We start from the raw sequence: 25,593 nt of genomic DNA, 5'->3' as shown, positions 1-25,593 counted from the left end.
GTTGACCTTCTGAGGGTGAAAGTTGACCTTCTGAAGCTGAACGTTGACCTTCTGAAGCTGAACGTTGACCTTCCGAAGCTGAACGTTGACCTTCCGAAGCTGAAAGTTGAGGTTTTAACTCTCCCCACTCCCCATTCCCCATTCCCCATTCCCCACTTCCTCCCAAAACCCTCCCCAACTCTTCCGCCCAGTTAGTATAAACCCGCATTACCACCGGCATATAATCTTGAACACCGATCGCTTTATTCTTTAAAGCTGGCACTAATCCCGCATTCACCAGGGAACTTTTGCCTACACCCGATTGCCCATGAATGACTATCAACTTATAATCAGGACGACCCATGCGTTCAATTAAACGTTCTATATCCAACAAGCGACCAGATGCAGCAATTTCTGGGGCAATATTTCCTTGGGGAGAGTTTGAGCGCAATGTCTCTACAAATGGCTGCTTTGTAGCTTCTAACCTACCCGCACCAATAAAAGCCCGCAAACCAAATTGCTGTTCAATGGAACGCTGTTGCTGTTTAGTTTTGTATGCTTTGAGATATTCTTTCCGCTCAAAATAAAGCTGCTGCAAAAACCTGAGAATATCCAAGTAAAGCCTGATATCTTCTAGGGGATTACCCACATCCCTAGCAGTTTCTAAACTGAGAGTTGCCTGTTGAATTTGACCTAAGTGGTATTGAGAACGACCTAAAATAAATTGATATAAGCTCAAGTCTTTTGATTTTAAAACCCTTTCGGGAATATCAGATAAAATCCCTGATATATTAGCTGATTCCAAATTGGGAATCGCAGTAAAAACTTCTAATGCTTGCTTAACTAACTGATTTGCTTTCACCCAGTTATTTTGAGCCAAAGCTACCTCAGCTAAAAAACCGTAATCTTTGGCTAATTCCCTTGGCTGTTTGTTATTTTGATGGATTACTAAAGCTTGTTTTGAAAGACTCTGCAATATTTCCCACTTTTTCAAGTCTCGTAAGATATTACCGAACTTAACTACTGCATTAGTAATTAAGTCTGGACTTGGAAACTGGTTAATAAAATTTATATACTCTTGAAGATAATGCCAAGTTGTCTGCCAATCTTGACAATTGATATCTTGATGCTTCAAAGCTTTGAGATAATAACAAAAGCTAATTTCCTCAATGACTTTTGCCTGTTTTTCTAAATTATGATTTTGCTGCCAGAGCTGATAAGCTTTGTGATAATGCTGTAGAGCCGAATCTTTTTGATTATTTATCTGTTTAATTAAACCTAATAAAGATTCTAAGTTAGCTTGAATATCTAAATTATAAATATCTGGCTTTTTAATTAAATCTCTTTGTGCTGCTTCTAACTCCTTTTCCAGCTTCAGATATACATTGACACTAAATTTTAAGTTATTACTAAACCATTGATTAGCTGTTTGGATAATAAAATCTACTAATTCTTGTGTTGATATATCAAAATTTCTCGTAGTTGCCCAACTTTCCAAATCTGGCGCCAGCTGTATTAGTTGCTTGTAGATTTCATCGTCAATCCACAACACTAAGGGAAAAGCAAAATTCTTGCGAAACTCTTCCCGCACCTGATTTGCAGAAGTTAACATCACAGACAAATTCTGCACTGATTCCAAACCCACAACCATCACACAGGCTGGTATTTCTTCGCCGAATTCTTCCTGAATCGCAGTATAAAGAGTCCTGTTCGATTGCTGCACCGCCAAGACACGAATTTCGACTTGACAAATTTCCTGCAATCTGGAGATTAAGCGATCGCGCAAACTAGCATAATTACACCGGGCCAAAATCAGCTTAAACTGTCCCACAGAGGACTCAATCGCCCAAGCTAATTGTTGCAGTCCCTTTTCATTTTCAGGTTGCTGTAAATCTGTCATACCAATTTGGAATTTTGGATTTTGGATTAAAAGAGCTAGGGTGAATAGCAGATGTCGGGTGTGTACCGCGAAGCATAGCACCCGAAACCGCGAATGGTGCTTTACGGAACCCGTAACACACCCTACCGTTAAGAAACGTTCAACTCTCTTGCTTCAGCCAAAACTGGATTAACATCAAACCAAGACTCGCCACCATCCCGATATTCAAAGACAAACCGACTGCGAATCAGTTTTTGATATCCGTGGTCATCACTCACCTTTTTCCTTTCCTTGACATGACGTAACAATTGCCACTCATCCTCAGAAATCGGTAACATGATTTCATTCCGCCGAGAACGAATCACTTGCTCTAAGGTTTCACGAGTTAGGGGAAGACTCATCTCTTCCATAATCCAGGTATTCAGCAGCCTCAGCACGTCGCGCACATGACCACCGCTCATTTGACATAACCGCTCTAGGCTCGCAGCATTATCAAAAATCTCGGTAACTTTACTTAAACGCTCCTCTGGTGTCATGTCAGGAAAAGCTCTTGCTAGTACCATCTGCTGCATGAGTGCCATTCCCTCTACATGAACACTGCCATCAGTCTTTTGTACAGGTACCATTGGTAACACCTTGGGATCTTCTGGGAAACGCTGAGTCAGCATTCCATAATCATTGGAAAACTTCAAAGCCAAGGGCATGGTGTAAAGTAGATGACAATTAAGCCTTGTCAAAAACTCACCTTGATCGACAAATAAATATTCCTGCTGCGGACGACCCCAAGGTTTGGCACGATTATCTATGCGGTCAAGATTATCGACAATTACCACCAGACCATTTTTACCCTGCTGTTTGAGTTTTGCGATCGCAGGTTCCAATAATTCTTGATTAATCGCTTCCAGCAGCTTAGTTTTTTGCGGTGCTAAATACTGATTGAGTTTTTCGCGCAGCGTTGGGTCATTTTTCATCTTCGCAGTGATTTCCCCAATGCCCACAGACAGAGAAAATTTTTCTTTATCTGTGGATAAACCGACATCCCCAACCATCGGAAGCTTAACTTTTCCCGCCGTCACCTCAGAGTTTAAGACCTTCCAAGCACCTTGCAGCAACTCATTAAACTTGTTGGGCGACTCTAGAGTAATTTTATCCAGACTTTGACTCACACGACGAGCGATCGCTAGCAGTACATCAGCAATATCGACATCAGTCATTTCCAAGTCATCACTGGACTCAAAATAGACGACATGAAAACCTAACTTTTCCAATTCTGCCTGTAACCGTAATAGTTCTGTCGATTTCCCACAACCAATATGCCCAGTAAATAAAGTGCAAGTGGGTTCATTCGGCTTAAAAAAAGTAATTTTCTGCTTCAGCTTGCCAAGAATATCACCACCTCGTACTGAGGAAAAATCTATATAATACTTACCATCAGAGCTATTGCTGACAAACAGAGTTCTGCTGGGATCGCTAGCTTGATAAAATTCCCGTAAATCTATGGACATAACCTGGTAGTGCAATAATCTGGTATTGTCTTAACATATCGCTGTGGAAAAGGATAAAGTTATTTACATTTTTGCATCTCAATATTTCGGAGAATTTTCGCTTTTGCTACCTCAAAGGCGATCAAATTACATCATGAATTCTCCGCGTGCCTCTGCGCTTACCTCTGCGTGCCTCTGCGTTTAAACTTGACCCCTCAATTCGCCACGATTTTCCCCAAAGCTGTAAGTAATATTAAGCGATCTCCAAAAACCCAGACTATTTTTTGATACTATTGAAGACCGGACTCCTTAAATATTGATTGACGTATGAGCAAAGGTACCCTGTTTGATAAAGTTTGGGACTTACACACCGTTGGTACACTTCCCTCAGGCCTGACGCAACTATTTATCGGGCTTCACCTAATTCATGAAGTCACTAGTCCCCAAGCCTTTGCTATGTTACGCGAAAGAGGTCTAAAAGTACTCTTTCCACAGCGTACCGTCGCTACAGTCGATCATATTGTGCCGACAGAAAACCAGGCGCGTCCCTTTGCCGATAGCTTGGCAGAGGAAATGATTCAGGCGCTCGAAAATAACTGTCAAGAAAATAACATAACTTTTTACAATATTGGCTCTGGTAGTCAGGGTATAGTTCACGTCATCGCTCCCGAACTTGGGCTGACCCAGCCAGGAATGACGATCGCTTGTGGAGATAGCCACACTTCCAGTCATGGAGCATTTGGTGCGATCGCATTTGGTATCGGTACTAGCCAAGTCCGGGATATTCTCGCTTCCCAAACTCTCGCTCTCTCCAAACTGAAAGTCCGCAAAATCGCAGTTTACGGCACTCTCAACCCAGGCGTTTACGCCAAAGATGTCATTTTGCATATCATCCGCACCCTTGGTGTGAAAGGTGGCGTGGGCTATGCTTACGAATTTGCAGGTCCGACATTCGAGCAAATGAACATGGAAGAGAGGATGACTGTCTGCAATATGGCGATCGAAGGCGGTGCGCGTTGCGGCTACGTCAATCCCGATCAAGTCACCTACGATTACCTCAAAGGCAGAGATTTTGCTCCCAAAGATGTAGATTGGGAGCAAGCAGTGGCTTGGTGGGAATCCATCAAGAGCGATGCTGATGCCCAGTACGATGATATAGTGCTATTCGACGCTGCCGAAATTCCTCCTACCGTCACTTGGGGGATTACTCCCGGTCAAGGTATCGGTGTCAACCAATCAGTGCCTCAACCGGAAGAACTGCTGGAAGAAGACCGATTTATTGCCGAAGAAGCTTACCGCTACATGGATTTATATCCTGGTCAACCGATCAAAGGCACTAAAATAGATGTCTGCTTTATTGGTAGTTGCACCAACGGCAGAATTAGTGATTTGCGAGAAGCTGCAAAAATCGCCAAAGGTCGCCACGTTGCAGAGGGAATCAAAGCCTTCGTTGTCCCTGGTTCGGAAAGGGTGAAGGAAGAGGCGGAAGCTGAAGGATTGGATAAAATCTTTCAGGAAGCCGGATTTGAGTGGCGCGAACCGGGATGTTCGATGTGCCTAGCCATGAACCCCGATAAGTTACAAGGAAGACAAATCAGCGCTTCTTCCTCCAACCGCAACTTTAAAGGAAGACAGGGTTCCTCTTCTGGTCGGACATTGTTAATGAGTCCGGCGATGGTCGTCACTGCTGCGATTAAAGGCGAAGTCTCTGATGTGCGTGAGTTGTTGTAATTTTGGGGATTGGGGATTGGGGACTGGGAATTTGAGCCTGAAGCTTGCACCTTTGAGCCTGAAGCTTGAGCCTTTGAACCTGAAAGTTGCACCTTTGAGCCTGAAGCTTTAAGTTCTAAGCCTCCCCAGTCCCCAATCCCCATTACCCCTTATCCCCAGAGGGGGCCCCACCATCCCCAGTCCCCAGTCCCTTTGTCATTGAAATAATAGATAAAATCTATGGTGAGTGAAGTTAAAACAGTTTCAGGGCGTGGTATACCCTTAGTGGGCAATGATATAGATACCGATCGCATCATTCCCGCGCGATATTTGAAAGCCGTTACCTTTGATGGGTTAGGCGAAGGTGTGTTTATCGATGACCGGACAGCACTTAAAGGTGAACATCCCTTTGACCAAGCCCAATACCAAGGTGCGAATATTTTATTAGTCAATCGTAATTTTGGCTGTGGTTCATCACGGGAACATGCACCCCAAGCGATCGCAAAATGGGGAATCCAAGCTTTAATCGGTGAAAGCTTCGCCGAAATCTTTTTTGGTAACTGTGTGGCAATGGGCATACCTTGTCTGACAGCCGATGCTGTTAGTGTTAAACAACTACAAGATTTAGTCGCTGCCAATCCCCAAGCCGCCGTCACAGTAAATCTGGAAACCTTGCAAGTGCAAATTGATGATTATATTGTTTCAGTTGCGATCGGTGAAGGTACAAGAAGCACATTTATTTCTGGAACTTGGGATGCTTGCGGTCAGTTAGTAGCTAACGCTGACCAAGTTCGAGCAACTGCCACTAAATTACCCTACGTCGGTTGGGGCAATTTAGCCGCGAGTTAATATTTCCTCGTTCCCTGGCTCTGCCGGGGAATGTTAATTTATAGATTTTACCTAAATTATTGAGCTAGAACTAACAATAGCCTGATCTATTTCAGATTTGGCATAGTAGACATATAGCTAAGTAATTCTAGACTATGCCATTAATAAACCCTCCTCTCACTAAAGAAGATTTCATTAACTCTCGCTGGCTAGAAGTGGTTAATAGCAGCGAAAGAAAAGAGTGTCTTACTTACAACAGAGTTTTCTGGAACAAGGCACAGGAAGCAAAAGAGGCAGGAAATGTCCGACAACAGACTGTCTTAGAAATTCTGGCGTTACTGACTGGTGCTGCAATCAAGCCAGAATCTACAGAGGAGTTTTTTGCTAAAGTTTTTCAAAATCTTACTGATGAACATTTAAATTTTCTTACTGAAATTGCTCCTGAACTATCAGATCCAGAACTTCAAGCACGAATTGCGGACATTCTCTGGGTCAAAAAGCGCAATTATCGGATGGCACAGTTAGCAGTTACAGCCTACTTACAATCGGCCATAGAATTAGAAGATCCTGAAAAGTGGAGTTGGTGTTTCGAGAGGATTGAACGGGCATTTCGGCTAGCACGCAAAATTAATTATCAAGCTGAAGTAGTTGTCGCACACATAGAGGCAGTCCTTGATCGCTATAAGGGAGAAGATCCACGTTGGTTGTCAGCGAAGCTAATGGAGCTTTTGCAAGAATACCGAATTGGCGACCCCACAAAATATGCTGCTCTTGCTGAAAAAGCTGCTACTTTGGCAGAATCAGTGCATGATTGGCGCAAAGCTAGAAACTACTGGGAAATTAAAGCAAAATGGCATCTTTTTGCAAAGAATGGAGAGAAAGAACGTACAGCACAGATGCTTGCTGCCGAAACCTACGTTAAAGAAGCTGAGGATGCTTTAAAAAGAACACCTCCAAGCTACCTAGTGGCATCACTTTGTATGCATAAAGCTGTTGAGGCTTTCAGAACTGTTCGAGGTACAAAGGAAGAAACTGCAACAGTAAAAGAAAGAGAAGCCGAGGTTCATAAACTTCTCATCAAGTATGGAGAAGAATCTCGAAAAGAGTTAATTGCTGTTTCTCGTCAGGTTAATGTTAATCCGGAGGTGATAGAGCAAGCTAAAGCTCATATTACAGGAAAAGAATTTCAGGATGCACTTTTTTCATTGGCTTTTTTGGGGACTTCACCGTTAGTTTCACATCTTCGACAGGAAGTGCAAAATATAACTCATCAGTATGTTACGTCTCATCATTTCCCAGTAGTTATGATCAATAATATGGGTAAGGTTGTAGCCCGACAATCTAGCTCAGTATTATCTAGTAACTCTGAAGAAGCTGAGAAAGCGATTCAGTTTGAGATGTACACAAACGCAGTATATTATCAAACTTTTCATGCTCAAACATCTATTGAACCAGCTAGATATCATATAAATCTGGAACACAGTGTACGACTTGAGGACTTACTTCCAATTGTTTCACATAGCCCCTTTGTACCTCCAGACCGAGAATACCAGTATGCAAAAGGGCTTTACGCTGGATTAATTGGAGATTTTTTCACATCTACTCATATTCTCATTCCTCAAATTGAGAATTCTATTCGCCACATACTTTGGCAGCAGCAGGGTGCAATATCTTCTAAACTCGAACATGGAATTCAGAATGAATATGATTTAAATCAGCTCCTTTACCGTCCAGAGATAACTGCGATTTTTGATGAGGACACACTATTTGATCTCAAGGGCTTACTGATTGAGCGTGCAGGTAGCAATTTAAGAAACCGCATGGCTCACGGGTTAATTAATGATAATGAATTCTCAAGTCCACTTATGTCCTACTTCTGGTGGGTTACATTGCGGTTGTGCTGTTTGCCAATCTTGATATATGAACAGCAGGTTGAAGAGTCCAATCCTTGGGTTAAGTTTGATGGTATTTTTAAAGATGACCCACTTTTTGATGATTTTGTAGAAGATATAGCTGCAAATCGACGTGAATTAGATGCAGAAGTTGCTGCTTATGAAGCTTCTTTAGAGGAGAATCAGTCAGCTTGAGCCAATATATCCTCGATACCGATCATGTTACTCTTTCTCAACATGGTAATTCTAAAATTCTACAACGCGCTCAAGCTGTCGGAAGTTCCAACATATTTATTACAACAGTCACACTAGAAGAACAGTTGAAAGGCAGACTAGCTTCTATCAGCAAATGTGCTACTAAACCAGAATTGTTAGCAGTTGCTCATCGAAATTTGCGAATAACCCAGATTTACTTTTGTAATATGAATTTGCTGGAGTTTGATGAGGCAGCATACAGTTGCTACCAAAGTTTGCGCCAGCAAAAAATCCAGATAGGTACACAAGACTTAAGAATTGCTGCGACCGCTCTGGCTAAGGGGGCAATTTTGGTTACGCGTAATCAAAGAGATTTTAGCAAAGTTCCTAATTTATGTCTTGAAGATTGGACTATGGATGGGTATTCCTAAAAACAGATGACACCAAATCCTGTGTTGAATGTAATGTCTATTACACTAAGTAAGATACTGATTGTACGTTTTGTCCTAACGCTTGAAATTCTTTTTTGGTATTGCTTTTAATCAGATTTAGCTCTTTTCATAAAAATGATTAGTAACTGTGCAATCAATACATATTAGTTGAGCAATATACTTAGCTATCAGGTGGTAAATTTAACAAATAGGTATTTAATCCTCGCAGATTATAAGCACTATTTTAAACTTTAACAAAAATAGTTCAAACAGTCGAAAGCTAGCTTGCAAAAGGCATTCACAAGCTATTCCCTCTTTTTAAAATGACGTGAAAAGGTCAGGTCTGTCTCTAAAACTCATAGTGAATAAATTTTACAAAAACCGATCTTCTGCATAAAAGAAGAACATATCTCTGATTAATACTTAGCAGCTAAAAACTATAAGTTTTGTAGTTCGTAGAGAGAAACTAGTACTTCCATACATTTCTTAAAAATGAAGTATTAGGAACTCATTGTTCACTTAGATAAATTAAGAATTAGGAGTATTTATCATGGCAGTAACTTGGATTCCTGGCCCAGGGCCGACTAATGGAGCAGATGTAGGTGTTAGTAATGCCGCTTCTGATAACTTCAATGGTTTGGGTGGAAATGACAGCCTTTATGGAAATGCTGGTAACGACCTGTTACAAGGTGGCGATGGTATCGACTATCTATCTGGTGGGGACGGAAACGATACCATAGTTGGAAATCGTGGAAACGACACCTTCATTGGTGGAAACGGCAACGATCGCCTGATCTGGAACAATGGTGATGGTAGCGACAGAATCAGTGGTAATGCTGGCTATGACGTGGTTGAGGTCAACGGCGCGGGTGTGGGAGACAACTTCCGCCTGCAACAAGATGCTCAAGGCAGAGCAATCTTTGATCGGCTGAACTTGGTTCCTTTCACTCTGACTGTAGACAGTGCAGAAAGGTTTGAAATCAATGGTGGGGGTGGTGATGACATCCTCGATGTCAACAACCTATCAGCAACTTCTGTAAATGCGGTATGGTTTACAGGTGGGGCTGGAAATGATGTGCTGGATGGTAGTGGTACAGCGACACCATTGAGAGCCTTTGGTGGAGAGGGTAATGACAGCTTGACAGGTGGTACTGGTAATGACAACCTCTATGGTGATACTGGTAACGACCTGTTACGAGGTGGCGATGGTATCGACTATCTATCTGGTGGGGACGGGAACGATATCATAGTTGGAAATCGTGGCAACGACACCTTCACTGGTGGATACGGCAACGATCGCCTGATCTGGAACAATGGTGATGGTAGCGACAGAATCAGTGGTAATGCTGGCTATGACGTGGTTGAGGTCAACGGCGCGGGTGTAGGAGATAACTTCCGCCTGCAACAAGATGCTCAAGGTAGAGCAATCTTTGATCGGCTGAACTTGGTTCCCTTCACTCTGACTGTAGATAGTGCAGAGAGGTTTGAAATCAATGGTGGGGGTGGTAATGACATCCTCGATGTCAATAACCTGTCAGGCACTTCTGTAAATGCGGTATGGTTCACAGGTGGGGCTGGCAATGACTTCCTCGATGGTAGTGGTACAGCGACACCTTTGAGAGCCTTTGGTGGTGAAGGTAATGACATTCTCTATGGTGGTGCTGGCAATGACTTACTCTATGGAGATGCTGGTAACGATATATTACGAGGTGGTAAAGGTAATGACATCCTGACTGGTGGTGCTGGTAGCGATCGCTTTGTATTCAACTCAGGTTTTGGGTACAATAGTGCCGATCTCGGTGTAGATAAAATTACTGACTTCAGTAGCTATAGCGATAAAATTGTCCTTGATAAGACAACTTTTACCGGACTTAATAATCCGTACCAAATTACGATAGTAGCTAATGATGCAGCAGCTGCAACTAGCTATGGACTCATTACTTACAGTCTTGGAACTGGCAACTTGTTCTTCAACCAAAACTTGACATCACCAGGCTTGGGGACAGGTAGTCTGTTTGCCAACATTGATAACGATAACAATCAATACACAGCCCCACCATTATTATCAGCTACAAACTTTGAGATAGTTGCGTAATACCAATTCTCTAAAATCAGGCAACAGATGTAATACAGGAAAGTCTTGCTGCATCTAAGTTTCTTAATTGCGAATTGCGAATTGCGAATTGCGAATTGGTATAAACATCTCTCAAAATCCTAGAAGCTAAGGCATGTCTGCAAGCTTGCAGCTATAGTAGTCCTAAATCATTCGTGAAAATTATATCTCTCTTTCTTCTTTCCTTTGCGTCCTTCTCTAACGAGACGCTACGCGAACGTGTAGCGTTCCGTAGAGAAGGTGGTTCGTTTTCTAATCTATATTTTTCACAATCTCATTTAGGATTGCTATAAATCTTAATTAGCAATCATCAATATTGCTAATTTGGGATCATTGAATCCTCCTCATAAGCTGAACCACATCTAGTTTGCATAATCTAAAATTGTACATTTATTGTAGGGTGGGCGTCTCGCCCGCCCAAGATACAGCAGTTTTCATTTGCATGAAGTACAAAGTTACGGGTTTGGAGGCAGAAGGCAGGAGGCAGGAGGGAAGAGGTAGAAACTCTTTATATCTAATAAATTAGTCCTGGATTTTGTACCTCACTTACTTGCAATCTGCTGTATGCAACTTAAATGTCCAACAGCTTACTTCAAGTACGAGGAGGATTATACAGCAGTTTTCTTTTGCATGAAGTATGAGGTTGCAGAGGCAGAAGATGGATGGATATTCTTAAAAATACAGGTTTATTGAACTACGAAAAAAAATTAATTAAAAGATGAAGTTTATTTAAATAGCCTTTCGTATAAAAGTTGAAACTTTTTGTAGTATAATAATAGTTAGAGTTTGTAAAACTAAGAAATCAATGAATATGCGTTTACCGATCATTATCAGTGCAACACTATTGCTATCTCTAGGTATGAACCTACCAGCTATATCCGAAACTACCGCGGATAAAGTACAATATCAAAGCCCAACGAATAATAACTTGAATTCCAGACGATTGAGATTTAATAAGCGTTTGTGGGAACGGGCAAATATTTATAACTATCGCATTACCGTTAGCAACAGTTGCTTCTGCATACCAGATGCTAGAGGCCCAGTAGTTATTCGAGTACGTAATGGTCAAACAATTTCAATCACTTCTGTAGCTACTGGTAAACCAGTTAATCCAGAATTTTTTCAAAAATATGACACAATTCCCGAACTCTTTAATGTGATTCAAGATGCTATCAACCGTAAGGCATACAACCTGGATGTAGAATATAATGCTAAACTTGGCTATCCAACTAAAATTAGTATCGATTACAATAGTCAAATAGCTGATGAAGAAATATTTTTGACAATTGAGAATTTTCAGGAACTTCAAACTAGACGCTAAACGGATTAATTGTGCTCAATCTCGACCGAAAATAGGGGTAAATTAGCAACTCGAAAGCGAGATTTAATACTTCAATTTACTCCAAAAAGCTAATAGCAATTCAATACACTTGGATGAATAGTTATTCGTCTAGATAATTGCTATTTCAAGACGCAATAAATCACGTCTCTACATCTGGGTTTTGTTGCTCATTCTGAACTAGAGCTGCCTTAAAAATAGGGACTGGGGACTGGGAAAGAGGTATTTTCATTGTTCCTTGTGAGCGCCACTCATGGAGTTTCTTGCAAAAGTCCCCTAGCACCCCTTCCTTAATCCCTAAGAGTCTGCGGGGAGGGGTTCTTTTTTTGATTTATGCAAGAAGTCTACTGTATAGGACAATACGGTTCAGATAAGCTTTTTTTTCTCCCCCTGCTTCCCCTGCATCCCCTGCTCCCCCTGCCTGCCTCAACGGATAAATTTCCTTAACTGAACCGTATTGCTGTATAGGACTATGATTTGATCGCGTGAAAAAACTCCGTACAACTCGAAAAGCCTTCAGCCCTATTCCCTACTCCCTACTCCCCATTACCCCTTATCCCCAGAGGGGGCCCCACCATCCCCAGCTACGTAGATAATTTCAGAAATCAAATATGATTCCTATATTGGATAACTATTAGCTTTTCATAAAAATTAACAATTAGATTAAGTTATATTGATTTTGTGCGAGTAATTCTCAATTATTCAACGAATTTGTTGTGTTTGAGGGCTTGACTAAAAACAGTCACTTCTGATAGGCTTAAATTACTCGATAAGATTAGAGCTTGCTGTGATAAAAGTAAGCTTCTTAATACCACACTAGAATTTAACTTTTTACAGATGGCTTAAAGTTATACACCCATTTGTGAAAATCATCATTAAGACTCATTTGACGCTCTTGCGTCTGCCCGTTAGATGCCACGGTGTTAATGTCATAGTATCGCATTTCACCCAAGGCACTACGAGCTTGAATGAGTTTTGTCCGCTCGATGCGACACTGTTCGTAGCTAGTCAGAGCTTCTTGCAGATTAGCTGAATCAGAAAAACACTCTCGTAGTTGGTATGCATCTTCAAAAGTGGTATTGGCTCCTTGTCCCATTGCAGGTGCCATTGGATGAGCCGCATCGCCTAAGAGAGTGACTCTGCCTTGACTCCATTGAGTTAACGGTGGGCGATGCCTACGGCGGGCTACGCCTACGCAAATCGGCCCTTCCCAAATTTCCGCGGCTGGTGTCCCTTCTACCACCGCCCGGAAGGATTCATCCCAGTCGGCTAATTCATGGAGAATACGAGACTTCACTTGATCAGCGCTGTGAGAAAGGGAGTACTCAGGCGAGAACTTCCGACTAATCCAACTGGTATAGCCGCCGCCCACATTCAGAAGGTACATAAACTGTTGATTGCCTTTGACAAAAACTAGTTCATAGTCATTAAATAGCTCGTGGCGATACTTAATGACGGCACGCCAACACATACTACCGATATAATTAGGTTTCCCCTCGCCAAATAAAGTTTCTCTGATCACAGAGTTAACGCCATCAGCCCCAATCAGCAAATCTGCATCTACTGATTTTTCGCCATCAAAATGAATTTCCACACCGTTTGCATCTTGCTCAAAGCCGATGCAGCGATGATTGAGATGAATGATATCAGATGGCAATTGAGAGGCTAAGACTTGCTGTAGACGATACCACCAAATAGTTAACAACGATTGTCCATATTGTTGCTCTAAATATTTAGTTGCGTTAGTTCGGATTGTCTCAGACTGAATATTCTTTAAAACCGTGTGGTGAACTTCGCATCCTGAACTTTTGAGGGTTTCGACAATTCCTGGTGCGATCGCATCTAGAAAATTCAAGCCATTCGGAGCTAGTCCTAGTCCAGTTCCCGCCGGACGAAATTCTTGGGCTTTTTCGTATACTTGAACCTCTATCCCTTGGCTTCTCAGTGCGATCGCAGCAGCCAAACCGCCTGGGCCAGCACCGACAATCGCAACTTTCTCTACTATAGGTTGGGATAATTTCTGAGTGAGATTTGCGTTCATATTATTAAGTCAGAATTCACTCTCGATTTATAAATGTCAGGAAGTCAACTTAGAACAACCGTAGACTTTTTATCGCTACTATAGTAAATGATGTAATTATTATCTACATGAGACATGGAAAAAAATTCCTTAGCTCTAATAACTTCAGATTCATTTACCCCAGAAACGAAAATATTCGGTTCAGAGGAAGTAGAATTATCACTAAATGTTAATAATATATCTTACTCCCTGAAGATAGAACCTCGTGTGACATTACTAGATGCACTTCGAGAAAAGCTAGGTTTGATGGGCACTAAAAAATCTTGCGATCGCGGTGAATGTGGTGCGTGTACTGTATTAGTTAATAATCGGCGAATTAACTCTTGTATGACTCTAGCAATCATGCACATCGGTACTGAAATCACCACAATTGAGGGATTAGCACAAGATGGTAAACTCCACCCCATGCAAACAGCCTTTATCACCCATGATGCTTTTCAATGTGGATACTGCACATCGGGTCAAATTGTATCAGCCGTAGGGATGATATTAGAAGAATCACCAAAATCTAAAATAGAAATTCGAGAAAAGATGAGTGGAAACCTTTGCCGTTGTGGAGCATATCCAAATATTATTGCGGCAATTCGGGATGTGCTAGAGGAAATGGAAGATGCAGCCATTTAGTTATGCTAAAGTTACTTCACAAGAGACTGCGATCGCCACAGTTGAGCAAGACAAAACTGCTGCATTTATTGCTGGTGGCACAGATTTACTGGGATTAATGAAAGATGGAGTCCAAACAGCGAATATATTAATTGATATTAATAGTTTGCCCTTAGCAAATGTTGAATCTCAATCTCAGGGAATCCGCATTGGTGCTATTTCTCGAATGAGCGATGTGGCTTTTCATCCGAAAATTCAAGAATGTTATCCCGTAATTAGCCAAGCTTTATTACAAAGCGCTTCACCGCAACTACGAAATATGGCAACAGTCGGCGGGAATTTACTGCAACGAGTCCGCTGTGGCTACTTTCGCGATCCGGTTTTTCCTTGTAATAAACGCACTCCCGGTATAGGTTGTTCGGCAATTACAGGTTACAATCGAATGCACGCTATTTTCGGGGCTAGTGAACATTGCATTGCCGTTCATCCTTCCGATTTAGCTGTAGCTTTGACGGCATTAGATGCAGTAATTTGCATCCAAGGAATAGAGAAAGCACGGCGAATTTCAATTCATGATTTTTATCTCTTACCAGGCGAAACACCAGCAAAAGAAACTCTATTACAGCCTGGAGAATTAATTGTTGCTATTGAAGTTCCAGATTTTGCATATAAGTCCTATTATTTAAAAGTAAGAGATCGAGCCTCTTACGAATTTGCTCTCGTTTCTGTAGCTGTTGTTTTAGATATAGAACAAGACACGATAAAATCAGCACGCATCGCTTTTGGGGGAGTAGCACCCAAACCTTGGCGTGCTTGGGAAGCTGAGGAATTTCTAAAAGGGAAAGCAATTAACGAAGATATCTTTACAGCCGCAGCAGAAGCAGCCGTCAAAGAAGCAAAACCGCAAACACACAATGAATTCAAAATTGAGTTAGTCAAACGCGCTTTGGTACGCGCACTCTCAGTTGTGGGACAAGGGGACAAGGAAGAGGAGTAATAATTAATTGATATGAATAAAATTATTGGGAAACCACTCGATCGCGTTGATGGCAGACTGAAAGTAACGGGAGAAGCACCTTACACAGCCGATGTGCCAATAGAGAATTTAACTTATGGAGTGATTTTTCAAAGCGCGATCGCCAGTGGTAAAATTATCCAAATAGACGCATCCGCAGCCGCAGTCGCCCCTGGTGTGCTAGATGTCGTTACTTACCAACAAACCCCATCTCTGGTAAAAATACCCTTCTTTGGCCCTCCACAACCTCAGTCAACTGAAAAAGACCATAACATTTACTACGATGGTCAACATCTGGGGATTGTAATTGCCCAAACTTTAGAAGAAGCCGAAACTGCTGCCTCTAGGATAAAAATTATCTACGAGGAAGCCATTCCGACAGTCACAATGGCACGTGTAGAAATATTTGAACCCGAATCAATATTTTTTGGCATGGTGCCAGCTAAAATCACCAGAGGGGATGTTGAATCGGGGAAAGGACAGGCAGATGTCTTAGTAGAGCAAGTTTATACCACGCCAATAGAACATCATAATCCCCTAGAACCTTCTGCAACGATCGCAATGTGGTCAGGGGATAATTTGACGCTGTATGAAACCACTCAAGGCGTTTCTGCAACCCAAAGCCGAATTGCATCTATTCTGAATATTCCCGAAGAAAATGTCCGCGTCATCTCCAAATATTTAGGCGGCGGATTTGGTTGTAAGGCACTGTTGCGATCGCATACTATTTTAGCAGCGATCGCAGCTCGTCAAGTAAAACGCCCTGTAAAAGTAGTGCTAACGCGATCGCAAATGTACACTGCTTGCGGCCACAGATCCGAAACTCAGCAGCAGCTAACGTTAGGTGCAACCAAAGAAGGTAAACTAACCCTGATCGAGCAAATTGGGACATCTTTAACTTCCCTGTTTGATGACTTTGCCGAACCAGTGGGTGCAGCAACAACAATGATGTACGCCTGTCCCAATTTGGAAATTAAATACTGTTTGGGACGCATCAACGCCGGCACACCAACCTTTATGCGAGGGCCAGGAGAAGCGCCGGGAATGTTTGCCTTAGAATCGGCAATGGATGAATTGGCATACACCTTAAATATCGACCCAATTGAACTAAGATTAAAAAATCATGCAGATATCGATCCGCATAAAGGATTACCTTGGTCAAGTAAATCTCTGAAAGAATGTTATCAAAAAGGGGCAGAAATTTTTGGTTGGTTACAACGCAATCCAGTTCCCCGTTCCATGCGAGATCATCATTTCCTGATTGGTTGGGGAATGGCAAGTGCGACATTTCCCACCAATGCTAGAACTGCATCAGTTAAGGTAGAAATTTTTGCCACTGGAGAAGTGAAAGTACAAAGTGGTACTCAAGACATCGGTACTGGTACTTATACAGTGATGACGCAGGTAGCTGCTGAAGTCTTGGGATTACCAGTGCAGTTTGAATTAGGTGATACTAATCTTCCTAAAGCCCCGATTACAGGGAACTCACTTACCGTTGCGAGTGTTTCCCCGGCGGTATATAAAGCAGCGATCGCGGCACGGGATAAGATAATTAAAATGGCGATCGCAGATGCAAATTCTCTGCTTTATGGTTTGCAAGCAGAAGATATTACCGTTGAGTCAGGGGAAATATTCTTAAAACAAGACCCATCGAAGCGAGACAGCTACACTGATATTCTGCGCCGTCATGGATTAGAAAGTTTAGAATTTACAGAGGAATCCTCACTCAACCCAGAAAGCCAACAATACGCCAAACACTCATTTGGGGCGATATTTGTCGAAGTTGCAGTTGATGAATTGTTAGGAGAAATCAAAGTTAGACGTTGCGTAGGCGTTTATGATGCAGGGCGAATTCTCAACTTCAAGACAGCACGGAGTCAAGTTATCGGCGGGATTACCTGGGGAATTGGGATGGCGCTGATGGAGAAAACTGTAATGGATGCTAATCACGGCAGAATAGTTGGTACTAACCTTTCCGATTACCTGATACCCGTTCATGCAGATATCCCCAATATGGAAGTGCAATTTATTGAAGAACACGATCCTTATGTGAATGCACTAGGAACCAAAAGCTTGGGGGAACTTCCGATTGTTGGGGTAGCGGCTGCTATATCTAATGCAGTTTATCATGCCACAGGTAAGCGGATTCGCAATCTGCCAATTACACCAGATAAGTTGCTGTGAGTAAATCTGTTTGTAGTAAAGTCGGCGGTTATAAACCATGTCTACACAAACAAAACCCACCTCCGTAGGTTTCAAACCCTCAATTTTTCTTAGAGGATGTTTGAAAAGTTTTCTTATCGGTAACAAAACATTCTAGATCCCCCTAAATCCCCCTTAAAAAGGGGGACTTTGATTCCGGTTCCCCCCTTTTTAAGGGGGGCTAGGGGGGATCAGTTAGTGCCTAACATCACAGCCAACCACTTTTCAAATAACCTTTTAGTCCACGGAGGCGGACTTTGCCTGTGTAGCCGCAAATTCCATTCGCCTTGGCTCTAAATTAACTTTAATTACGAATTACGAATTACGAATTACTTTAGCGTGCATCGCCAATCAACACAAATGGCGACCAATAAAAAGGATGGCGATGGTCTGCAATTAGCTTCAACTTCGCTTTTTGCAAAGCTTCCCCCTTGGTCATACCTAGCTTGAGATTCTGATAAAAATCAACCATCAATTCTTGAGTTGCTTCATCATCAACCGTCCACAAACTTGCCATCACAGCTTTAGCACCAGCCCGCTCAAATATATAAGCAACTCCTGCAATACCTTCACCATTATTAGTGTCTACAGCAGTTTGACAGGCACTAAGAGTAATCAATTGTGTGCCTTGTAAACCTAAAAGAGCAGCATTGGCAATGTCTAAGGGTTTGTCAGCAAATAGTAACGTATTATTTTTTAAATTGACTTTTTTGCAATCTTCAGTTTGAAAACAGCCGTGAGTTGCTAAGTGCAAAAAGGAAAAACGCAAAGCTTGGGATCTAAACTTTTCTAAGGTAGCTTCTTTATTAATATAAAATTCACTGTCTGGGAGTATTTCCTTAATATTTCTGACTTCTGCTTCTGCACCCGGGAGATTTTGCGGGTTACTGGTTACTGGATTACCAAATGCTAAAACAGCTTGTGTTTTGCGGGATACAGCATTTTGCACACCTGGAGATTTTAGGGAATTATTAGAAATGCGAGTGAGATAGTTGACAGGATATTTCTGGATCAGAAATTGGTTGGTTTTACTGTCGTAAAGAGTTTCAAAAGGTAAATGGCGCAGTTGATCAGTAGCAATAATACTCAGTTCTTTGGGGGATAAAGCCTTAATTTTGTTTTCTATAGGACGAATAAGAATATCATAAAGTTTGCCGCCAGTTTCAGTGTAGCTAGAATCACTGTCATCTTGTACCTCTTTCAAGTATTGAGTGATAAGTTTATTAAATTCAGTGGGGTCAATAGATTTTTTAATAACGCTCAACTCGCCTTTAGTGAAGATAAAAAAGGCAACATTATTGGGCATATCTCTTACATTAGTCAGCAAGACAGGTTGAACTACAACCGTTCCTGCGGGGATGGAAGATGTAAGGTTTTTAATATCTGCGGGTGTAGTTTCAAATAGTTCTGCTACTTCAGGGAAACGGCGAGAAATATTTTCAGTTTCTGAATAAACTTGAGCTTCTAATTGCCGAATTTGTTGGGGTAAGCTTTCGGAGCGATCGCTTTGCAGTTGTTGTCGCAGAGATTCCAATTGTTGATTTTTTTTACTCCAGTCATGAAGGGCTTTCTGTGCTTCTGGATTGGCAACTTTGGCATTAATCAGGCGAGTATAATCAGCAAGGTCGGCTGTAGTGAATAGGTTAACCCATTCAAAGGCTTGAGCGTATTTTTTTTGATCAATGAGGACATTGACTAAAGCAGTTGCATCGTTTTCTTGTAAAAACTTTTGGCGATTTTCCCGTTGTAAACCCCGGCGCATTTCTAAGCTTATTTGGAGAGATTGTTCTAAATTAGTAATAGCTTCAGTTGGTCGATTTGTACTTTGGAAGAGTCCACCAATATTGCCCAAAATGAGAGCTTCACCTGCCTTGTCGCCCACAGCCCGAATAAGGGGCAGAGCCTGGTTGTAAAATTCGAGTGCTTTTTGCTTTTCTCCTAAATCGTCGTAGACTAGACCGATGTTATTGAGTGTAGTCGCTTCACCTGAGCGATCACCCACAGCCCGCCAAAGGGGCAGAGCTTTGTTGTAAAATTCGAGTGCTTTTTGCTTTTCTCCTAAATCGTCGTAGACTTTACCAATGTTATTGAGTGTACGAGCTTCACCTGTGCGATCGCCCACAGCACGAATAAGGGGCAGAGCTTGGTTGTAAAAATCGAGTGCTTTTTGCTTTTCTCCTAAAGCGGAGTAGACTCCACCAATGTTATTGAGTGTAGTCGCTTCACCAGAGCGATCGCCCACAGCACGAATAAGGGGCAGAGCTTGGTTGTAAAAATTGAGTGCTTTTTGCTTTTCTCCTAATGCGTCGTAGTTAAAGCCAAGCCCAAGTAGTGCAGTTGCTTCCAGTTTTTGGTCTTTGAGTTCTCGTGCAATGGTTAGAACTTGTTGTAATATTTGTATTGCCTGTTGGTGTTCCTGCTGCTGTGTCAGTTTTATCCCTTGCTCTAACAGTCTTTCTGCTTCTTGCGCTTGGGAGTTTTGAGTTTGTCCCCAGGTGGGTTGAGCTATCAGCATCACTGTTATAGGCGTTAGACAAATACCCAAAGCCAAAAAACTGGTGAGAATTTTTTTCATATATTACAGATATAATCAGTTTTCATTGAGCATCAGGCGAAGCTGTAGTTAGGAATGTTGAAGCTGTGGTTACTAACGTTGAAGCAGCTATAACAAATACTTAAGCTGTTGTTAGAACAACTTAAGCGTTTGTTATTAATGCTGAAGCTGTTGTTACTAACGCTGATGTTACTATAAGAAATACTTAAGCTGTTGTTAAAACAACTGAATCGTTTGTTATCAATGTTGAAGCTGTAGTTATTAATGCTAAAGCTGTAGTTATTAATGCTAAAGCTGTAGTTATTAATGCTAAAGCTGTAGTTACTAACGTTGAAGCTGTAGTTACTAACGTTGAAGTGATCGTAAAGAACATGTTGCTCAAATAATTAACGATTAATAAGGTTTTGCCAGAATAGTGATTGTTCTTTGTTGCGAATTAAACTGGATTTCATCTACCACATATTGCCGATTTCTCGCCACTGACTGAATACCCTGCAACTGTGCTGTGGAAACTACAGGTGGTTTGAGCTTCACCACTGCTTGACCCTGAGTAGGATTTTTTACCGTAAAAGTATTTAGAGGTATACCACTCCAAGTTACTAGTTTACCTATAGGACGATCGCGCTCACCCCGGATAATTTGCCGCCCATTGCTTCTGTAAACTAACGCCCCATTCTTGAAGACTACTCTTTGAATTTGGCTCAGGGGAATTGTGGCAGTTTTATCACTACGCTGAATTGATAGTGCTTGCCCTTGTGCATCAATTCCTATTACTCGACCACTGCTTGACTCACCCCCTTTGAGCATGACCTCTGCTAACTCTGGTAATGCCACTGCAAGTTCTAATTCATCTGCATTGACTGGTGTCTGTGCCAACAAGAAATTTTCTCTCTTGATATCCTGTCCCATTACAGTTTTGATGTTTCCTGCGATCGCTGCTGCCATTACTAAGATTGCCACAACCCATCCCTGGAAAAAAGCTTTCATGGCTTTACAGTATATTTGACTATATTTAACTTTCTCATTAAACTTCCAAAGCATATATATAATTTTTGTAAAATCACAACAAGATCCCTGACTTCTTTAAGAAGCAAGGGATCTGAGCCTGAAGTTACGAGATTGTTTCCCTCATCTCCCATCTCCCCTATGACCCAAACCCCTAACCAGGAAACCAATATTTTAGGTAAATTCACAAGTGTAGTTGGCTTACTGGGTGCGGCGCTTTTCTTTGCAGGCTGGATTTACCGTTGGTCATACTTCTACTTTTTTCAGCTAGAAGTCAATACTCTCGACTTACCTGCACAGTCTTTTTTGATAGTTCCCCTGCAAATATTTCTGGGAGATGGTTGGGCAATATGCAAAACAGCGATCGCATTTTTTATCGCTGCGATCGCAATTCAGGCAACGTTATGGTTAATTAAAATCATCAGTGATACGGTAGTCTCTGCCAGCCAATTACTAGTTAGTCGCATCATCTCTGCAACTCAACACAAACGCTCATGGACAGCTAAACAGCTAAAGTCTCTAGCTGAATTTAGTTCTGGACAACTGCGTTCAGTTGATTTTCTGCGATCGCTAGTCAATGAGATAGTAATAGTATCCTGGGTATTAATTGTGATATTTTGGTTAGCTCGTTGGCAAGGCATTGCAGATGCACGACGAGACGCGGGTCAAAACTCCACTTTACCTGTTGTAGCGTTAATTACACCGGAAGAAAAGTTTGCTGTGGGGCGCAAACTTGATGATATATTTGCCGATCCATCTTTGAAAGGTTATCGCATAATTGGCGTTGGCGTAGCCCGCCGGAGGCATCGCGGTTTATTCGATGACTTGCGAGGTAGGGAAGATAATGATATCAGCAATCCAAAACAACCGAGAGTCTGGCGCTTACTCCTAGAACGTGGCGGCTGGATTTATTTATTTCGAGCATTGCCCCAAAATGCAAAATCTGATGAGCTACCGTCAGTTTTAGCTATTCAAGAAAGTGATAAGGGACATATCATCATTCGCAGTCCAGAACTTTCTAAAACTACTTCTCCTTGATATCTTAAATAAGTTATTGAGAAAAAAATATTTCTTCTTAGCCACCGTTTTATAATAACCCTTTACAGGATCTAATTTTAAATACTCCAGATTCAAAGGAAAAATTTGATGAACCAGTGGCAACGTACTCTTAAACTTAGGAGATATTTAACTCAATTAGTTTCCACTTGTATTGGCAGAGTAACTTTAAAATTCGCTCCCCTTCTCCCAAAATTGGGAGAAGGGGTTGGGAGATGAGGGCAAATTTTACATTTGTGCAACAAGTCTAATCAAGTTGAGTATTTACCATTAATTTCTATATAACCCTCTGAAAGATCGCAACCCCATACAGTTGCAGAAGCATCGCCAATATTAAGACTAACATGAATATCTACTTTATCTTTAGACATAATTTGCCGTAACTGTTCTAGATTTGCCTCAGTTAAGCTACTAGGATAAACTTTCACATTATCAAAACTAATAACAACTCTTTCTGGATTTATCTGCTGTTCGTTTTCACATTTGCCTATAGCCATAGCAACTCTTCCCCAATTCGGATCTGCTCCGTAAACAGCAGTTTTTACTAATGGTGAATTTACAATTGCTTTCGCTACTGTTTTAGCTTGTGCATAGTTAATCGCTGAATCTACAGTTACCTCAATTATCTTAGTAGCACCTTCTGCATCTCGTGCAATTTTCAGCACTAATTCCTGTGCAACTTCTTGCAATGCATTCTTCAAATCTGGTTCTGAAACTTCACCAGCTATTCCATTAGCAAGAATCACGGCAGAGTCACTAGTAGAAGTGTCAGTGTCTACACTCAGGCAATTAAAAGTTTTATCTATAGTAGAGCGAAAAATAGAACGAAGGTTATTTGCAGAAATTGCAGCGTCAGTAAAAAAGAAAGTTAGGAGTGTAGCCATATTAGGCTCAATCATGCCAACACCTTTGGCAATTCCTACTAGCTTGGCATTTCCTATTTGCCGTGTAGCTATTTTCGCTACTGTATCGGTGGTCATAATACCACGAGCAGCAGCATGAAAATCAGCATCAGTCAATTTTTTACCCAATCCTAATAAACCACCCCGGATTTTTTCAATCGGGTAACGTCTGCCAATTACACCTGTAGAAGCTATCACAATATTATGTGCAGCAATTCCAGTTTCAGTTGCAACTAATTGCAGAACCTCTTGGGCGTCAGCAATGCCAACAGAACCATTAGCTACATTTGCATTTTTAGATATAACGACAATTCCTTGTGCTTGTGAATCTTTTAAGTTATCACGACTAATAGTAACACTTGGCCCAGCAAAAAGACTTTGAGTGAACACTCCATCTGCAACACAAGGAACTGATGATTTAATAAATACAAAATCATCAGTTGTATCTCGTATTCCCAAATTAGTGATGAATGCACTAAAACCTTGAGGTGTGGAAGATATAGTTAATGACATTTTTTGATATTTAATAATTTGCTTTAATTATCTCATATCAAGTATGGTTAATTAATTAACATAAAATCTATTAATGCAGGTTGGGTTGGATGACAGTAAAACCCAACATGAAGAACAATCAAATTTATGAAGTTTTATAGCCGTAGTCATATAGGTTAGGACATAATGGCAAGCGTGAATGTCACAGTACACCTTTATTCCTTCTTAAGAGTCCCCATTACCCCTTATCCCCAAAGGGGGCCCCACCTTCCCTAGTCTCTACGAGTAATTCACTGAATCAAATCGGATTGCTATATAAATCAGTTAATGTAAGAGTGAATGTAGTCCATCCATTGCCACTTTCTACTTGAATGTTTCCTTGCAATTGTTCGACTAATTTCTGTACTATAGATAAACCTAATCCCGAACCACCTTGATTCCAGATATCTGCATTGGGGAGACGATAAAATTTATCAAATATCCGTGGTAACTCTGTTACCGGAATTTCTGCTGAATTACTGACAGTAATAATTGTTTTTGCAGGCGCTTCCGAGGAATTGTGACTTAGACTTAAGACAATTTCACCACCCGCAGGTGTGTACTTACAGGCATTATTGAGCAATTCTACTACGATGCGTTCCAAGCTAATGCCATCTGAGAATAGCGGCGGGAGATTTGCAGAAAGATTCGACTGTAGAGTTTGCTGATGTTCTTGAACACGAATTTGAAACGGCTCGATAACCCAAAGTAACCACTGTTGTAAGAGCAACGCATTAGGTGTAATAACTGGATAGGATGAGCTTTCTAGTTGTTGTAAGTCTAGTAGATCGTTAATTAATTCTAGTTCGCGATCGCACTCGCTTTCCATTAATCTTAGATAACGTTGAGCATCCTCAGTATTATTCGATAATTGTATCATTTGAATCATCATCTTGATATTACTCAGAGGCGATCGCAATTCGTGAGAAACTAAATTCAAAAAGTCATTTTTAAGTTGATTTATCTCTTCCCATTGCACCACAAGTTGTTCTTGCTCAATTTGCTTTTGACGCGCCTCAATGGCTCGTTTGCGCTCAGTAATATCTCGAAACACTAATACAGCGCCTGTAATCTTATCTTTGTCATCTTTAATCGGTGCAGCGCTGTCATCAATTGGTATTTCTGCACCATCTTTAGTAATCAAAATTGTTTCTGCGGGAAGATTAACGATAATACCATCTTGAAGAACTTTTATAATCGGACTTTCAATAGGGTTATGAGTTTCGCCATTAGCAATATTAAATACCTCTGAGGAATTTCTACCACAAGCTTCTTCCTGTTTCCATCCAGTCAGATTTTCCGCAACCGGATTCATAAAAGTAATTAAATCTTGTAAGTCGCTAGCAATCACACCATCGCTGATACTTTTTAAAAGTGCATCAAGCCATTTTTTATTAGCTTTTAATTGCCTTTCCAAACCATGTTTAGTCAAAGTTATTTCAATATTTGTTTGTAGTTCTCTTTCTTTAAAAGGTTTTATTAGGTAGCCAAACGGCTCAGTTATCTTAGCTCGTTCTAATGTGTTTTCATCTGCATAAGCAGTCAAATAAATTACTGGAATATCCAAACGCTTATAGATTTCTTCAGCAGCTTCTATCCCGTCCATTGACCCTTTAAGCTTGATATCCATCAGGACTAAATCTGGAGATATTTCTCTTGCTATATTAATCGCTTCTTCTCCTGAAGAAGCAATAGCAGACACTGTATAACCAAATTTATTAAGCCGATATTGTAAGTCTTTAGCAACAATAGCTTCATCTTCCACAACTAAAATTTTTGCCTTTGTCATCTTTGA

The 25,593-nt window shown here is 41.2% G+C and carries 16 protein-coding genes and 1 pseudogene; 10 read left to right on the top strand and 7 right to left on the bottom strand.

What is annotated here, in order from left to right; genetic code table 11:
• Together RMY63_RS18640 and RMY63_RS18635 are read right to left on the bottom strand one after the other, a co-directional pair.
• Positions 1 to 1,879 (bottom strand): annotated as a pseudogene (locus RMY63_RS18640) (ribosome assembly protein 4); the annotation flags it as partial.
• A gap of 128 nt (positions 1,880 to 2,007) precedes the next feature.
• Complete coding sequence (locus RMY63_RS18635; RefSeq protein WP_322730124.1) at positions 2,008 to 3,363, bottom strand: P-loop NTPase fold protein; 1,356 nt, start codon at positions 3,361 to 3,363, stop codon at positions 2,008 to 2,010.
• Positions 3,364 to 3,669: 306 nt separating this feature from the next.
• Here RMY63_RS18635 and leuC point away from each other — a divergent pair, with 306 nt between their 5' ends.
• From leuC to RMY63_RS18605, 6 genes are all read left to right on the top strand, one after another.
• A complete protein-coding gene (leuC, locus tag RMY63_RS18630; protein ID WP_322730123.1) occupies positions 3,670 to 5,073 on the top strand; it encodes a 3-isopropylmalate dehydratase large subunit in 1,404 nt (467 codons plus the stop codon).
• 219 nt (positions 5,074 to 5,292) lie between these two features.
• Complete coding sequence (gene leuD / locus RMY63_RS18625) at positions 5,293 to 5,901, top strand: 3-isopropylmalate dehydratase small subunit (protein WP_322730122.1); 609 nt, start codon at positions 5,293 to 5,295, stop codon at positions 5,899 to 5,901.
• A 134-nt stretch (positions 5,902 to 6,035) separates the two neighbouring features.
• The gene (locus RMY63_RS18620) at positions 6,036 to 7,967 is read left to right on the top strand and encodes a DUF4209 domain-containing protein (RefSeq protein ID WP_322730121.1); all 1,932 of its coding nucleotides are present in this window, start codon (positions 6,036 to 6,038) and stop codon (positions 7,965 to 7,967) included.
• The gene (locus RMY63_RS18615) at positions 7,964 to 8,398 is read left to right on the top strand and encodes a type II toxin-antitoxin system VapC family toxin (protein WP_322730120.1); all 435 of its coding nucleotides are present in this window, start codon (positions 7,964 to 7,966) and stop codon (positions 8,396 to 8,398) included. Before RMY63_RS18620 ends, RMY63_RS18615 begins: the two co-directional genes overlap by 4 nt.
• Positions 8,399 to 8,948: 550 nt before the next feature.
• On the top strand, positions 8,949 to 10,493 hold the full coding sequence (locus RMY63_RS18610) for a calcium-binding protein (RefSeq protein WP_322730119.1): 1,545 nt from the start codon (positions 8,949 to 8,951) through the stop codon (positions 10,491 to 10,493).
• 829 nt (positions 10,494 to 11,322) lie between these two features.
• Positions 11,323 to 11,832, top strand: coding sequence for a DUF6174 domain-containing protein (locus RMY63_RS18605; RefSeq protein WP_322730118.1), 510 nt, complete (start codon positions 11,323 to 11,325; stop codon positions 11,830 to 11,832).
• 841 nt (positions 11,833 to 12,673) lie between these two features.
• On the opposite strand, the gene RMY63_RS18600 is transcribed toward RMY63_RS18605, so the two are convergent.
• Complete coding sequence (locus RMY63_RS18600; protein ID WP_322730117.1) at positions 12,674 to 13,891, bottom strand: NAD(P)/FAD-dependent oxidoreductase; 1,218 nt, start codon at positions 13,889 to 13,891, stop codon at positions 12,674 to 12,676.
• A gap of 114 nt (positions 13,892 to 14,005) precedes the next feature.
• Between RMY63_RS18600 and RMY63_RS18595 the strand changes: the two genes are divergently transcribed.
• Genes RMY63_RS18595 through RMY63_RS18585 form a run of 3 tightly spaced genes read left to right on the top strand, consistent with a single transcriptional unit; the run spans position 14,006 to position 17,732 of the window.
• Positions 14,006 to 14,554 carry a (2Fe-2S)-binding protein gene (locus RMY63_RS18595; protein WP_322730116.1) on the top strand — a complete coding sequence of 183 codons (549 nt, stop codon included), beginning with the start codon at positions 14,006 to 14,008 and terminating at the stop codon, positions 14,552 to 14,554.
• Positions 14,541 to 15,530 (top strand): xanthine dehydrogenase family protein subunit M, encoded by a 990-nt coding sequence (locus RMY63_RS18590; protein WP_322730115.1) that lies wholly within the window; start codon positions 14,541 to 14,543, stop codon positions 15,528 to 15,530. The genes RMY63_RS18595 and RMY63_RS18590 overlap by 14 nt, the downstream gene beginning before the upstream one ends.
• 12 nt (positions 15,531 to 15,542) lie before the next feature.
• The gene (locus RMY63_RS18585) at positions 15,543 to 17,732 is read left to right on the top strand and encodes a xanthine dehydrogenase family protein molybdopterin-binding subunit (RefSeq protein ID WP_322730114.1); all 2,190 of its coding nucleotides are present in this window, start codon (positions 15,543 to 15,545) and stop codon (positions 17,730 to 17,732) included.
• A gap of 352 nt (positions 17,733 to 18,084) precedes the next feature.
• Here RMY63_RS18585 and RMY63_RS18580 read toward each other — a convergent pair whose 3' ends face one another.
• Together RMY63_RS18580 and RMY63_RS18575 are read right to left on the bottom strand one after the other, a co-directional pair.
• Positions 18,085 to 20,325, bottom strand: a complete 2,241-nt coding sequence (locus tag RMY63_RS18580) for a CHAT domain-containing tetratricopeptide repeat protein (RefSeq protein ID WP_322730113.1) — start codon at positions 20,323 to 20,325, stop codon at positions 18,085 to 18,087.
• A 372-nt stretch (positions 20,326 to 20,697) separates the two neighbouring features.
• Positions 20,698 to 21,291, bottom strand: a complete 594-nt coding sequence (locus tag RMY63_RS18575; protein WP_322730112.1) for a hypothetical protein — start codon at positions 21,289 to 21,291, stop codon at positions 20,698 to 20,700.
• A 159-nt stretch (positions 21,292 to 21,450) separates the two neighbouring features.
• Between RMY63_RS18575 and RMY63_RS18570 the strand changes: the two genes are divergently transcribed.
• Positions 21,451 to 22,347: a hypothetical protein gene (locus tag RMY63_RS18570; protein WP_322730111.1), complete on the top strand. Its 897-nt coding sequence runs from the start codon at positions 21,451 to 21,453 to the stop codon at positions 22,345 to 22,347.
• Positions 22,348 to 22,616: 269 nt separating this feature from the next.
• Here the strand turns inward: RMY63_RS18570 and argJ are convergent, their stop codons facing one another.
• Together argJ and RMY63_RS18560 are read right to left on the bottom strand one after the other, a co-directional pair.
• Complete coding sequence (argJ, locus tag RMY63_RS18565) at positions 22,617 to 23,780, bottom strand: bifunctional glutamate N-acetyltransferase/amino-acid acetyltransferase ArgJ (protein ID WP_322730110.1); 1,164 nt, start codon at positions 23,778 to 23,780, stop codon at positions 22,617 to 22,619.
• Positions 23,781 to 24,057: 277 nt separating this feature from the next.
• Positions 24,058 to 25,587, bottom strand: coding sequence for a response regulator (locus RMY63_RS18560; RefSeq protein ID WP_322730109.1), 1,530 nt, complete (start codon positions 25,585 to 25,587; stop codon positions 24,058 to 24,060).
• Positions 25,588 to 25,593: the final 6 nt, after the last annotated feature.

Source organism: Nostoc sp. ChiQUE01b (assembly GCF_034531255.1).
Taxonomy (GTDB): domain Bacteria; phylum Cyanobacteriota; class Cyanobacteriia; order Cyanobacteriales; family Nostocaceae; genus Nostoc.
The sequence above is the reverse complement of the archived record's forward strand: the minus strand, read 5'-3'. Positions and strand labels throughout refer to the sequence as shown.

Bases quoted from the DNA above. Each gene is read 5' to 3' on its own strand.
- RMY63_RS18635 (WP_322730124.1), bottom strand. From the start codon at position 3,363: ATGTCCATAGATTTACGGGAATTTTATCAAGCTAGCGATCCCAGCAGA.
- leuC (WP_322730123.1), top strand. From the start codon at position 3,670: ATGAGCAAAGGTACCCTGTTTGATAAAGTTTGGGACTTACACACCGTT.
- leuD (WP_322730122.1), top strand. From the start codon at position 5,293: ATGGTGAGTGAAGTTAAAACAGTTTCAGGGCGTGGTATACCCTTAGTG.
- RMY63_RS18620 (WP_322730121.1), top strand. From the start codon at position 6,036: ATGCCATTAATAAACCCTCCTCTCACTAAAGAAGATTTCATTAACTCT.
- RMY63_RS18610 (WP_322730119.1), top strand. From the start codon at position 8,949: ATGGCAGTAACTTGGATTCCTGGCCCAGGGCCGACTAATGGAGCAGAT.
- RMY63_RS18605 (WP_322730118.1), top strand. From the start codon at position 11,323: ATGCGTTTACCGATCATTATCAGTGCAACACTATTGCTATCTCTAGGT.
- RMY63_RS18600 (WP_322730117.1), bottom strand. From the start codon at position 13,891: ATGAACGCAAATCTCACTCAGAAATTATCCCAACCTATAGTAGAGAAA.
- RMY63_RS18595 (WP_322730116.1), top strand. From the start codon at position 14,006: ATGGAAAAAAATTCCTTAGCTCTAATAACTTCAGATTCATTTACCCCA.
- RMY63_RS18590 (WP_322730115.1), top strand. From the start codon at position 14,541: ATGCAGCCATTTAGTTATGCTAAAGTTACTTCACAAGAGACTGCGATC.
- RMY63_RS18585 (WP_322730114.1), top strand. From the start codon at position 15,543: ATGAATAAAATTATTGGGAAACCACTCGATCGCGTTGATGGCAGACTG.
- RMY63_RS18580 (WP_322730113.1), bottom strand. From the start codon at position 20,325: ATGAAAAAAATTCTCACCAGTTTTTTGGCTTTGGGTATTTGTCTAACG.
- RMY63_RS18575 (WP_322730112.1), bottom strand. From the start codon at position 21,291: ATGAAAGCTTTTTTCCAGGGATGGGTTGTGGCAATCTTAGTAATGGCA.
- RMY63_RS18570 (WP_322730111.1), top strand. From the start codon at position 21,451: ATGACCCAAACCCCTAACCAGGAAACCAATATTTTAGGTAAATTCACA.
- argJ (WP_322730110.1), bottom strand. From the start codon at position 23,780: ATGTCATTAACTATATCTTCCACACCTCAAGGTTTTAGTGCATTCATC.
- RMY63_RS18560 (WP_322730109.1), bottom strand. From the start codon at position 25,587: ATGACAAAGGCAAAAATTTTAGTTGTGGAAGATGAAGCTATTGTTGCT.